The organism is Leuconostoc sp. C5 (assembly GCF_056530425.1).
Genome location: NZ_CP134351.1, coordinates 1,970,449 through 1,982,813, shown reverse-complemented (window position 1 = coordinate 1,982,813; position 12,365 = coordinate 1,970,449). Strand labels below are relative to the sequence as shown.

Annotated in this window: 11 protein-coding genes; 10 read left to right on the top strand and 1 reads right to left on the bottom strand. The window is 39.7% G+C overall.

Annotation, left to right across the window (positions count from 1 at the left end):
• Positions 1-32: 32 nt before the first annotated feature.
• Positions 33-1,775, bottom strand: coding sequence for a dihydroxy-acid dehydratase (gene ilvD / locus RHP56_RS10050; protein WP_014325258.1), 1,743 nt, complete (start codon positions 1,773-1,775; stop codon positions 33-35).
• Between the two features lie 448 nt (positions 1,776-2,223).
• Here ilvD and RHP56_RS10045 point away from each other — a divergent pair, with 448 nt between their 5' ends.
• The 10 genes from RHP56_RS10045 to leuC all read left to right on the top strand — a co-directional run bounded on the left by RHP56_RS10045 (position 2,224) and on the right by leuC (position 12,364).
• Entirely contained in the window at positions 2,224-3,066 is an 843-nt protein-coding gene (locus RHP56_RS10045) for a helix-turn-helix domain-containing protein (RefSeq protein WP_102753459.1), read from the top strand.
• A gap of 1 nt (position 3,067) precedes the next feature.
• Positions 3,068-3,868, top strand: a complete 801-nt coding sequence (sufC, locus tag RHP56_RS10040; protein WP_102753460.1) for a Fe-S cluster assembly ATPase SufC — start codon at positions 3,068-3,070, stop codon at positions 3,866-3,868.
• A gap of 1 nt (position 3,869) precedes the next feature.
• A complete protein-coding gene (sufD, locus tag RHP56_RS10035; RefSeq protein ID WP_042251941.1) occupies positions 3,870-5,054 on the top strand; it encodes a Fe-S cluster assembly protein SufD in 1,185 nt (394 codons plus the stop codon).
• Entirely contained in the window at positions 5,041-6,267 is a 1,227-nt protein-coding gene (locus RHP56_RS10030; RefSeq protein WP_102753461.1) for a cysteine desulfurase, read from the top strand. Before sufD ends, RHP56_RS10030 begins: the two co-directional genes overlap by 14 nt.
• Positions 6,254-6,688, top strand: a complete 435-nt coding sequence (sufU, locus tag RHP56_RS10025) for a Fe-S cluster assembly sulfur transfer protein SufU (protein ID WP_010289660.1) — start codon at positions 6,254-6,256, stop codon at positions 6,686-6,688. The genes RHP56_RS10030 and sufU overlap by 14 nt, the downstream gene beginning before the upstream one ends.
• 13 nt (positions 6,689-6,701) lie before the next feature.
• Positions 6,702-8,132, top strand: coding sequence for a Fe-S cluster assembly protein SufB (gene sufB, locus RHP56_RS10020; protein ID WP_014325254.1), 1,431 nt, complete (start codon positions 6,702-6,704; stop codon positions 8,130-8,132).
• Positions 8,133-8,135: 3 nt separating this feature from the next.
• Positions 8,136-8,441, top strand: coding sequence for a metal-sulfur cluster assembly factor (locus RHP56_RS10015; RefSeq protein ID WP_011680547.1), 306 nt, complete (start codon positions 8,136-8,138; stop codon positions 8,439-8,441).
• 302 nt (positions 8,442-8,743) lie between these two features.
• The gene (locus tag RHP56_RS10010) at positions 8,744-9,916 is read left to right on the top strand and encodes a 2-isopropylmalate synthase (protein ID WP_011680546.1); all 1,173 of its coding nucleotides are present in this window, start codon (positions 8,744-8,746) and stop codon (positions 9,914-9,916) included.
• Position 9,917: 1 nt separating this feature from the next.
• Positions 9,918-10,991, top strand: coding sequence for a 3-isopropylmalate dehydrogenase (gene leuB, locus RHP56_RS10005; protein ID WP_102753462.1), 1,074 nt, complete (start codon positions 9,918-9,920; stop codon positions 10,989-10,991).
• Positions 10,988-12,364 (top strand): 3-isopropylmalate dehydratase large subunit, encoded by a 1,377-nt coding sequence (leuC, locus tag RHP56_RS10000; RefSeq protein ID WP_102753463.1) that lies wholly within the window; start codon positions 10,988-10,990, stop codon positions 12,362-12,364. The genes leuB and leuC overlap by 4 nt, the downstream gene beginning before the upstream one ends.
• The last annotated feature ends 1 nt before the right edge of the window (position 12,365 follow it).

Here is a 12,365-nt window from a genome sequence, read left to right as displayed (position 1 = left end):
TCAGCGTCCTTTATGACATTTGAGGATAGCTTTTAGCTAGGGAATAATTCATCAGCGCCCTTTAATACGCCGCCAGTATTTGCTGAAGTGACTAAGGCTTGATAACGTGCCATCCAGCCATTTCGCATTTTAGGAACAAAGGGTTTGAGATGTTCATGGCGTTCCGCTAGCTCTGTATCATCAACATGCAAATGCATCGTACGATTGACAAGATCAATGGTAATCTTGTCACCATTTTCAACCAGTGCAATTGGACCATCATCAGCGGCTTCGGGACTAACATGGCCAACAGAGATACCACGTGATGCACCGGAAAAACGGCCATCCGTCACCAAAGCCACCTCTTTTCCTAGACCCATACCAGTAATAGCTGATGTAGGTCCTAGCATTTCGGGCATACCAGGGCCACCTTTTGGTCCCTCATAGCGAATAATCAGCACGTGACCAGCGTGAATTTGACCGCTATCTATCGCCTCAACCGCTTCTTGTTCAGAATTAAAGACAATGGCTTCTCCGGTAAAATCTTTAATACTTGGGTCAACACCACCTGCTTTAATAACTGAACCTTTAGGTGCTAAGTTGCCATATAAAATGGACAAGCCACCTTGCTTTGAATAGGGATTAACATCGAACTTCCGGATAATTTCGTCATTGATGATTTCATGATCAGCAACATTTTCGCGCAATGTCTTACCGGTTACAGTCATGCGGTCAGGGTGCAAAACGCCACCCATACGAATTAGTTCATTAATAATAGCAGGCACACCACCAGCATTATGCACGTCTTCCATTGCCCATTTAGAAGAAGGGGCAATTTTAGATAGGTAAGGTACTTTTTTAGCAATTTCGTTAATGTCTGCTTGGTCATAATCAATGCCAGCTTCATGAGCGATAGACAACACGTGCAAAACAGTATTGGTTGAGCCACCCATGGCCATATCAAGTGCCATGGCATCATCAAGCGCTTCTTTTGTAATTAAATCGCGTGGTTTAACATTTTCCTTAACCATACGCATTAATTGCTTGGCGCCATCGCGAATTAAATCACGTCGTTCATCAGAAATTGCTAGTGCAGTGCCATTGAACGGCAAGGCGATACCCATCACTTCCATTAAGGTATTCATGGAGTTAGCTGTGAACATACCAGCACAAGATCCACAAGTAGGGCAGGCATTTTGCTCCATTTCTAAGAATTCTTCCTCAGTCATTAGTCCTGATTTAAATGCACCCACGGCCTCGAACATAGAAGATAAAGTCGTGGCTTTTCCTTGAGGATCTAAACCAGCTTTCATGGGGCCACCGGAGACGAATACAGAGGGTACATTACAGCGCAAAGAAGCCATAATCATGCCAGGCGTAATTTTGTCACAGTTTGGTAAGAAGAATACACCATCAAACCAGTGTGCTGTGATGACAGTTTCAGCTGAATCGGCGATTAATTCACGAGATGGCAACGAATAGCGCATGCCTAAATGCCCCATCGCAATACCATCGTCCACACCAATGGTGTTAAACTCAAAAGGAATGCCACCGGCATCACGAATAGCTTGTTTGGCGACATCAGCTAGTTCACGCAGATGAACGTGGCCAGGGATGATTTCTACATAGGAATTACAGATGGCAATGAATGGTTTTTTCATATCTTCGGGGTTACTGACTTGACCTGTCGCATATAATAACGAGCGGGCTGGAGCTTGATGAATACCCATTTTGATATGATCAGATCGTTTTTGTAAGTCATCGCTATTTACATTAAATGAAAAAGTGTCTGTCATGAAATAAATCTCCGCGTTTTCTAATTTTTAATATGTTTTTACTAATATGAGTATAGGGGTATAAACTCAATTGTCAACGAACTATTCCAAATTTATATGATTTATCGCTTCATCTATAAAATGACCAGATTATGACGATGACTGTAAAAATATAGAGACAATCTTGCTTATCTTCCGATAACGTTTGACATTTTAAAATTATAGGAATATAATTATTTCAATATTAATGTGAGTTTTTACTCAGAAACGAAAGATAACATAATGAATAAAAATATAAAAAAATTGAACAATATTCTCATTATCCTTCTTATCAGCTGATGATTAGTAGGTTATTTTGAGTGAATGTCTACTAATCGATTTGGATTTAGTAGACAGTTGGGACATTTTTTGTTCAGGCACCTAACTGTGAACGCAGTTAGGTGCCTTTTTTCATAGGATTGGGGGATCAATGATAAACATAGAAAAATTTATCAGCACGAGAAAACGCTTAAAAATTTCACAAATGGCGCTATGTACTGATATCTGTACACAAGCTACTTTGTCCAAATTTGAAAAGCATCAACAAGTGCCAGCTTTTGATATCATGATTGCTCTGTGTGAACGGTTAGGGTTAACGTTGAATGATGTTTTTCCAATCAATGTTACTGCGCGTCAAACAAATAATGAGCGTGTTTTAACATTGGCCACACAAGCACTCTTTTATCAAAATATTGGAAAATTTGAGCATCTAATCAAACAAGTAGAAATTGATAAAATGGTTGATATCGAACGGCCAACCTATCAAATTACGCAATATTTTTCGGCAGTTATCTTAAAACAAGACTGTCTAAAAGCAAAACAAATCATTAAAAAAATTGATATAGCAGGTCTTAACAAGTCACACAAGTTATTGTTTTATGCCATAACGAGTCATTACTATTATCAACGAGGCCAATTCAAAGAGGCTCACCAGGCTTTTGAAGACGTTTGGCGCTACCAAAAGGAAAGTACAACAGTAGACCATTCTGGATTTCAAGCGGCGATTGTTTATTTGTTAGCACAATATCAAATGTCGATTAAAAACTACAAATATGCTATGATGTTGGCAACTTATGGCATTGATTTAGCGAACGCAAGCGATAGTACTTATTTCTTAGAAAACTTTTTTTGGCTATTGGTGCAAGCTAGTGATACTTGGGATAGTCAGAATTTTATTGTAAATGAGATGATTGAAAATGCGCGTGTGATTGCTAAAATACATAAAAACGAAGCTATTTTACAAAAAATCAGTCAGCGAAAAGGGGAAAAATAATATGGCAACACTCAAGGTAGAGGATCTACATGTTTCAGTAGAAGGAAAAGAAATTTTAAAGGGCGTTAATTTAGTCGTCAACACTGGTGAAATTCACGCTATTATGGGACCCAATGGGACTGGAAAATCAACGTTATCACAAACAATTATGGGACATCCAGCATATGAAGTCACTGAAGGTCATATTTACATGGATGATCAAGATTTGGCTGACATGTCAGTTGATCAACGCGCTCGTGCAGGTCTATTCTTGGCCATGCAGTACCCATCTGAAATTCAAGGGGTGACCAATGCTGAATTTATGCGGGCAGCTATCAATGCTCGTCGTGCTGAAGACAATCAAATCAGTATTATGTCTTTTATTGAAAAACTTGATGAAAAACGCGAATTTTTATCGATGTCAGAAGAAATGGCAGAACGCTATCTTAATGAAGGATTTTCTGGTGGTGAAAAGAAACGTAATGAAATCTTACAGATGATGATGATAGAGCCGAAAATTGCTATTTTAGATGAGATTGATTCAGGATTAGACATTGATGCTTTAAAGGTCGTTTCTCGTGGTGTTAACGAAATGCGTTCCAGTGAATTTGGCACACTTATGATTACGCACTATCAACGGTTACTTGACTATATTGTGCCTGATTTTGTCCACGTGATGATGGGCGGGAAAATAGTTAAAACAGGCGGTGCGGATTTGGCGAAGAAACTAGAATCTGAGGGATATGCGGGATTGCGAGATGAACTCGGATTGAACGTTCATTTGACAGATGAAGATGTGAATTCGTATTTTGTGGAGGATTGATATGGTTGATAATAGCGCAATACAGTCTTTACCACTACCAACATTTGCTAAAGTTCGATACAGTTCCTGGCAACTTGATGAAATGATAGCAGCCAAGGAAGAAACGACAACGTCATATTTCACTGAGAATAATGTTCACGGCATCGAAGTTAGTGGGCTATCCACTACTTATCAGCAATTATCGGATGACATGATCGCTCGTGGAGTGATTCTGATGAATATGGCACAAGCACAGATTGAACATCCAGCATTAGTTGAAAAGCTGTTGGGTAGTGTGATTTCCAAAACAGCCGATCGATTATCAGCACAAAATTTTGCACAGTTTAACACAGGAATTTTTGTCTATATACCAGAAAACGTTCAATTTGATGATGTTTTGCACCTGTCATTGAATCATTTAGCTATATCTGGAGAGGATTTTGTGGCTCGTATTTTTGTATGCGTTGGCGCCAATGCCAAGGTTGACATACTACAAGAAATGCATACAATCGGGACTCAAAAGACAAAGGCTTCTGTTGTTATCGAAGCTGTAGCGGATGTAGGTGCCCAAGTCACTTACGCTAATATTGATGCCTTTGGTGAACAAACGACAGCATTTATTAATCGAGAAGTTGAAGTAAGAGATCATGCAACTGTGGATTGGCAAAATGCTGAGTTTAATGACGGTAATGTAATCATACGATTAGCTAGTCAACTAAATGGTGAAGGCGCTACGTCACATACAAATGTCATCGGACTTACCACAAAAAAACAAACGCAAGGTTTGGTGACAACCATTTTGAATCGTGGTCGCCATACCATTGGTCATATCTTCCAACGAGGCGTTATTCTCAATCGGTCAACTTTAGTATTTAATGGTATCGGGAAAATTATTAAGGGCGCTAAAGGATCGGATGCGCAGCAAGAATCGCGTGTTCTGATGCTATCACGTCGCGCACGTGGAGATGCAAATCCTTTGTTACTAATTGATGAAAACGATGTGACGGCGGGGCATGCAGCTTCTGTGGGACGTGTTGATGAAAATCAAATGTATTATTTAATGAGTCGGGGTATTAGTGAGCAAGTAGCTCGAAAGCTAGTTATTCGCGGCTTTATGGGTGAAGTTTTAGCAAAAATGCCAACAAAAGCGGCACAAAGGCAAGTAGTTGAAGAAATAGAAAGAAAGTTACGACATGAAGACGATTAGACATGATTTTCCAATACTAAATCAAACAGTCAATGGGCAAGAGTTGCTCTACTTTGATAGTGCGGCTACGTCACAAAAACCCCAGTATGTGATTGATTCATTAGTGAATTATTATCAAAATAATAATGCAAACGTGCATCGAGGTATTTATGAGCTATCAGAGCGTGCGACACAACAATATGAACAAGCCCGCGATAAAGTGCAAAAATTCATTCATGCTCAAAAACGGGAAGAAGTTTTATTCACTCGTGGCACAACTGAGTCGCTTAATTGGTTGGCAAGTACTTATGGTGCAGAAAATGTTAAACAAGGAGATGAAATCCTAATATCTTACATGGAACATCATTCTAATATTGTGCCGTGGCAACAATTAGCGCAACGTGTTGGGGCTCATTTAAAATATGTCGAACTCAATGACAATGGCACCTTAAATATGGCTGATCTTGAACGGAAAATAACAGACAAAACTAAAATTGTATCAATCACACATGCTTCTAATGTGTTGGGGGTTGTTAATCCCATAAAAACAATCGCAAAAATAGCCCACAAACATGATGCTATCATGATTGCTGATGGCGCCCAATCTGTTCCGCATATGCGTGTTGATGTGCAAGATATGGATGTTGATTTTTTTGCTTTTTCGGGTCATAAAATGCTTGGACCAACAGGTATAGGAGTTCTTTATGGCAAACATGATATTTTAGAAAATATGAAACCTGCTCAATTTGGTGGAGAAATGATTGAATTGGTAGACTTGCAAGAAGCGACCTTTCAGCCTTCACCATGGCGTTTTGAGGCGGGAACGCCTAATATTGCTGGTGCAATTGCTTTAGGATCCGCTATTGATTATCTGACAAATATCGGAATGAAAGAGGTCGAAAACTATGAGCAGTCTCTAGTTGATTATGCCTTGCCAAAGCTAAAAAGTATTGCGGGTGTCACCATTTATGGTCCGCAAAACAGTGAACAGCATTCAGGCGTGATTGCATTTAATTTAGCAGGGGTCCATGCCCATGACCTAGCAACGGCCTTGGATCAAGAAGGAATTGAGGTTCGTGCAGGACATCATTGTGCGCAGCCGCTGATGAAATATTTGAATATTGCAGCGACAGTTCGTATTAGTTTGTATATCTATAATACGCGTGAAGAAATCGATCGATTTATTAGTGTCATTGAAGATATTAAGGAGTATTTTAACCGTGAGTTTGCATAATTTAGATCTTTTATATCGCCAAACAGTCATGGAATATGCCCAACATCCGCATCATTATAAGCCTATGTTGGGTACAGAAACTTATCATGTTCGAAAATATAATCCCACTTGTGGTGATATTATTGATTTAGCTTTTGAGATGACTGACGATAAAGTGACAGATATATATTTTTATGGGGATGGCTGCGCTATATCAAAGGCTTCGGCTTCAATGATGACAGATTTAGTACTGGGACAGCGTCGTGAAGCTGTCGCTACCTTACTTGAGGAGTTTTCAAAACTGACACGTGGCGAAGTAGCTGATACAAAACTTCTTGGAGAAGCACAAATTTTAGCAGGGGTTACTAAATTTCCCACACGAATAAAGTGCGCAACTTTAGCATGGCATGCCTTGGACGAGTTATTATCAGTAGAGAAATAAAGAGGTTTCGATAATGGAAATAGATAGACAAGAAGCTATTAATCAAACAAAAGCAGCCATTTCAAATGATAAGGCCAGTGAACTAGGATTTCAAGATGACTACCAGGCTGTATTTTCAACAGGAAAAGGGTTAAACGAAGACATTATTCGTCAAATTTCAGCTAAAAAGAATGAACCTCAATGGATGTTAGACTACCGGTTACAAGCCTATCAAACATACCTCAGAATGCCTATGCATACATGGGGGCCAGATCTAAGTGAAATTCATTTTGAAGATATTTACTACTATAATAAGCCAACAAATGATAAATATCGTGATTGGGATGATGTACCAGCTGAATTAAAGGAAACCTTTGAGCGTTTGGGTGTACCTGAAGCCGAACGGAAGTGGCTAGCAGGGTCTTCTGCCCAGTACGAGTCTGAAGTGGTTTACCACCGGATGAAAGAAGAATTCGCTAAGACAGGTATTATTTTTACCGACACAGATACTGCAGTCCAAGAATATCCAGAGCTTATTCAAGAATACTTTGGATCACTGGTTAAACCAACCAATAATAAATTAGCGGCCTTAAATTCAGCAGTTTGGTCTGGTGGTACATTCATTTATGTCCCTAAAGGTGTTCACGTTACGACACCTATTCAGTCTTATTTTCGAATTAATACTGAAAATGAAGGTCAGTTTGAACGGACACTTATTATTGTTGATGAAGGGGCGCATGTTGATTACGTTGAGGGCTGTTCAGCACCAATGTATTCAGGGGATGCACTACATGCTGCTGTGGTAGAAGTGATTGTTAAAAAAGACGGATATTGCCGTTACACTACGATTCAAAACTGGTCTAATAATGTGTATTCATTAGAAACAAAACGTGCAGCAGCGCATGAAAACGCAACGATGGAATGGGTTGATGGTAATTTTGGTTCAAAAACGACGATGAAGTATCCATCAGTCTATTTGGAAGGCGAGGGCGCAAAGGGTACAATGCTTTCGATTGCTGTTGCTGGCGAAGGCGTTAACTTAGATTCTGGTGCGCAAATGATTCATAATGCTAAAAATACGTCGTCATCTATCATTTCAAAGTCAATTGCACACGATGGTGGTTCTACAGATTATCGTGGCACAGTGAAATTTGGTCGCGAATCTGATGGGTCATTTGCTCACGTCGAGTGTGACACGATTTTAGTTGATGATAAATCTTCAGCTGATACGATTCCATACAATACAATTTTGAATGGTAATGTGTCAATGGAGCATGAGGCAAAAGTATCGCGTGTTTCTGAAGAGCAATTGTATTATCTAATGACACGTGGTATTTCTGCCGAAAAAGCCACAGAGATGATTATTATGGGCTTTATCGAACCTTTCACAAAAGAGCTGCCAATGGAATATGCTGTTGAGTTAAATCGATTAATGAAATTTGAAATGGTGGGATCGGTAGGATAAGGTATGAATAAAAAAGTTGAGGCAAGTATCATGGATGCTTTAACGACAGTCATTGACCCAGAACTGCGAGTTGATATTGTTAACTTAGGATTAATCAATGCTGTTGATATCAATTCTATCGGTGATGTAACCATTAATATGACGCTTACAACGATGGGGTGTCCGTTAATTAGTGTGTTGGAAGAAATGATTGACGAAGCATTAAAAATTTTACCTGAAGTAAAGACAACCAAAGTTGAACTCACATGGGAACCAGCTTGGGAAATTGATCGAATGTCGCGATACGCAAAAATGGCGTTAGGATTATAAAACGACTAAATTATATAAAATTGGAATAAAACACACCTTGTAATTGACGATGAATTATAAAGTAGTTATGATTGGATTATTAAATTAAAAGGAAGTGTTTCACATGAGAAATCAGGCTACTGTACAAACGAATATTACAAATGCAGCCCTTCTCCTCAACTTGCTTAGACTACCCTAGCAAGTTGAGCTTTTGAGCTGGTTGTTAGGTACTTATCTAATGGCTAGTGAATAAAAGGATGTGAGTGCATGATCCCGGACTAGTCAAATTGACTGGTCCGGGATTTTAATTTAAGGAGAAAATTATGGCAAGCAAAGTAACTTTTTATGACACAACAATGCGTGATGGTGAACAAACAATTGGGGTTAACTTTTCAATTGAAGAAAAGATTGAAATAGCAAAAGGATTGGATGATTATGGCGTTGCAGCAATTGAAGCGGGATTTCCTGCGGCTTCTCAGAAAGACTTTGAAGAAGTGAAAAGAATTGCAGAAGTTGTGGATAACGCAAAAGTTGTCGGTTTGGCACGAATGGTCAGAAATGATATTAATGCGGTTATTGAGGCAACCAAGGATGCAAAACATCCAATGATTCATGTGTTCATTGCAACTTCACCAATTCATCGTGAGTTTAAATTACACATGACCAAAGCAGAAATTTTGGACAAAATCAAAGCAGACGTTACTTTTACTAAGCAACATATGCAAGATATTGTATTCTCACCTGAAGATGCGACACGAACTGAACCTGATTTTTTGGTAGCCAGCGTGCAAACAGCTATTGACGCTGGAGCAACAATGATTAACATACCAGACACAGTTGGTTATGATACGCCAGAAGAATACGGTGAAGTTTTTGAAAACTTGCGTCAAAATATTGTTGGTTTTGACACAGTTGGTTGGTCAACACATACACATAATGATTTGGGTATGGCAACGGCTAATGCTTTGGCAGGCATTGAGCATGGTGCGACGGAAATTCAAGGTACAATCAACGGGATTGGTGAACGTGCCGGAAACGTTGATATGATTGAAGCAGCAGCAGCTATTCATGTGCGTCATGAAAAGTTTAATGCAGAAACAGATATTGTCTTAGCTCAGTCAAAAGCCATTTCTGACATTGTCGCACGCGCAACCCGCATGCCAGTTGCGGGTAATAAACCCATTATGGGACGCAATGCCTTTGCTCATGAATCTGGGATTCATCAGGATGGTTACTTAAAAAATCCAGAAACTTATGAAATTTTGAAGCCAGAAATGGTTGGTGCTACGGCATCCCTACCTCTGGGGAAATTGTCGGGATCGCATGCGGTAATGTCAAAACTAAATAGCCTAGGTTATGAGGTGACTCGTGATGATATGAAATCAATTTTCCCAATCTTTAAATCAGTTGCCGAAGAGTCTGATTTGATTACAGATGATCAATTAAAGGTTATTATGCAAGTCGTTGAAGAAAAAGAAATGGTGAGTTATCAATAATATGACATCAGTTAAAAAAATAGTAGTTTTAAAAGGCGATTATATCGGTCCCGAAATCATGACAGCAGGTTTAGCAGTATTGGACGCTGCGACAAAGGATACAACATTTGCTTATGAACTTATAGATGCACCATTTGGTGGTGATGGTATTGATCGAGCTGGTGACCCGCTACCACAGTCAACTATTGATGTTTCAAAACAAGCTGATGCGGTGCTACTTAGTGCAATTGGTGGGCCAAAATGGGATAATACGCCACGACGTCCAGAACAAGGGCTATTAGAAATTAGATCAAAACTTAACTTATTTGCAAATATCCGGCCAACAAAAGTGACACAAGCGCAAATTGACCGCTCACCATTGAAGCCAGAGTATGTTGAAAATACGGATTTTGTAATCGTTCGTGAACTGACCTCTGGTGCTTACTTTGGAAAGCCACGTAAACTCGAAGCACATCAAGCGATTGATACGATGTATTACAGCGAAGAAGAAGTGACTCGTATTATGCACCAAGGTTTTAAAATGGCGCAAAAACGGAACAAGCATGTCACCATTGTTGATAAGTCAAATGTATTGGCTACATCAAAGTTTTGGCGAAAGATTGCTAATGAAGTTGGCAAAAGTTATCCGGATGTGACAATCGACTATTACTATGTTGATGCAATGACAATGGCTATCATGGCCAAGCCCACAACATTTGATGTTGTGATTATACCTAATTTGTTTGGGGACATTTTAAGTGATGAAGCAGCACAAATTACAGGCTCAATTGGACAAATACCTTCTATGTCAGTTGGTGAAAGCGGCCCTAATTTGTATGAGCCAATTCATGGCTCAGCACCTGACATTGCTGGGCAAGGCATAGCCAATCCCATTTCTATGGTAAATACGGTAGCTATGATGTTAACGGAAAGCTTTGATGAAAAAAGGATTGCCGATAAAATTACTGCAGCAGTAGACTACATTATTGAAAACCACTATGTGACACCAGACATGGGTGGCACGATGACGACCGATGAAGTCACACAAAAAATGGTTGATTACATAAAAAATTATGAATCGGCGGATATAAAATGAGCAAAACACTATTTGATAAAATTTGGGAAAAACACGTCATTACTGGGGAAATTGGTGAGGCTCAATTGATTTATGTGGATTTGCATTTGGTACATGAGGTGACATCACCTCAACCTTTTGATGGGTTGAGAAGTACGAACCGTCGCGTTAGACGACCAGATTTAACTTTTGCAACCATGGATCATAATGTGCCAACGAAAGATATATTTAATGTGCAAGATCAAATGTCTCGATTACAGATGGACACGTTAGTTAAAAATACAAAAGAATTTGATGTGCCATTGGCATCAATTGGTGATGATAAGCAAGGAATCGTTCATGTTGTGGGACCGGAGCGAGGATTGACACAACCAGCTAAAGTGATTGTCTGTGGTGATTCTCATACAGCAACTCATGGCGCGTTTGGCGCAATTGCCTTTGGAATTGGTACTTCCGAAGTTGAGCATGTGCTAGCGACCCAAACGATTTGGCAAGTTAAACCAAAAACCATGGGGATTAAGGTTACTGGAAAACTGCCTAAAAATACATACGCCAAAGATATTATCATGGGCATCATTGCTAAATATGGGGTGTCGTTTGGAGTCGGTTATGCGATCGAATTTTACGGAGAAACTGTTGAGAACCTTTCAATGGAGGCTCGTATGACGATGTGTAATATGTCGATTGAAGCTGGTTCAAGAACTGGTATGGTGCAACCAGATCAAACGACATTTGACTACATTGAAGGTCGTGAACAAGCACCAAAAGATTTTGAATCTGCTAAAAACTATTGGTCACAATTCTACACAGATGATGAAAGTGATTTTGATGAGACGTTGACCTTTGATGTATCAAATTTGAAACCGATGGTGACATGGGGAACAAATCCAGGCATGGCCACACCTGTTGATCAGTCTTTGCCAGCAATCAAAGATGATAATGATGCCAATGCCTATGAATATATTGGCTTGCATCCCAATATGAAGCCAGTTGACATTAATTTAGATTACATTTTCATCGGATCATGCACGAATAGTCGTTATGAAGATCTTGAAATTGCTGCGAATATGATGAAGGGGCATCACTTGGCGCCTAATGTCACTGCCTGGGTGGTGCCTGGCAGTCGTGCGATAAGAAATCGTGCGATTAAATCGGGTATTGCTCAAATATTTGAAGAAGCTGGTTGTGAATGGCGTGAACCAGGATGTTCGGCATGCTTGGCGATGAATCCCGATAAAATTCCAGCAGGGAAACATGTTGCTTCAACATCAAATAGAAATTTCATTGGACGCCAAGGTGCAGGATCGAGAACGCATTTGGCTTCTCCAGCTATGGTTGCTGCAGCAGGGATTGCTGGTCACTTCGTTGATATTACGACAGATGAATTTGTATAGG

Excerpts from the sequence above, each read along its gene's own strand:
- ilvD (WP_014325258.1), bottom strand. The coding sequence starts at position 1,775 with ATGACAGACACTTTTTCATTTAATGTAAATAGCGATGACTTACAAAAA.
- RHP56_RS10045 (WP_102753459.1), top strand. The coding sequence starts at position 2,224 with ATGATAAACATAGAAAAATTTATCAGCACGAGAAAACGCTTAAAAATT.
- sufC (WP_102753460.1), top strand. The coding sequence starts at position 3,068 with ATGGCAACACTCAAGGTAGAGGATCTACATGTTTCAGTAGAAGGAAAA.
- sufD (WP_042251941.1), top strand. The coding sequence starts at position 3,870 with ATGGTTGATAATAGCGCAATACAGTCTTTACCACTACCAACATTTGCT.
- RHP56_RS10030 (WP_102753461.1), top strand. The coding sequence starts at position 5,041 with ATGAAGACGATTAGACATGATTTTCCAATACTAAATCAAACAGTCAAT.
- sufB (WP_014325254.1), top strand. The coding sequence starts at position 6,702 with ATGGAAATAGATAGACAAGAAGCTATTAATCAAACAAAAGCAGCCATT.
- RHP56_RS10015 (WP_011680547.1), top strand. The coding sequence starts at position 8,136 with ATGAATAAAAAAGTTGAGGCAAGTATCATGGATGCTTTAACGACAGTC.
- RHP56_RS10010 (WP_011680546.1), top strand. The coding sequence starts at position 8,744 with ATGGCAAGCAAAGTAACTTTTTATGACACAACAATGCGTGATGGTGAA.
- leuB (WP_102753462.1), top strand. The coding sequence starts at position 9,918 with ATGACATCAGTTAAAAAAATAGTAGTTTTAAAAGGCGATTATATCGGT.
- leuC (WP_102753463.1), top strand. The coding sequence starts at position 10,988 with ATGAGCAAAACACTATTTGATAAAATTTGGGAAAAACACGTCATTACT.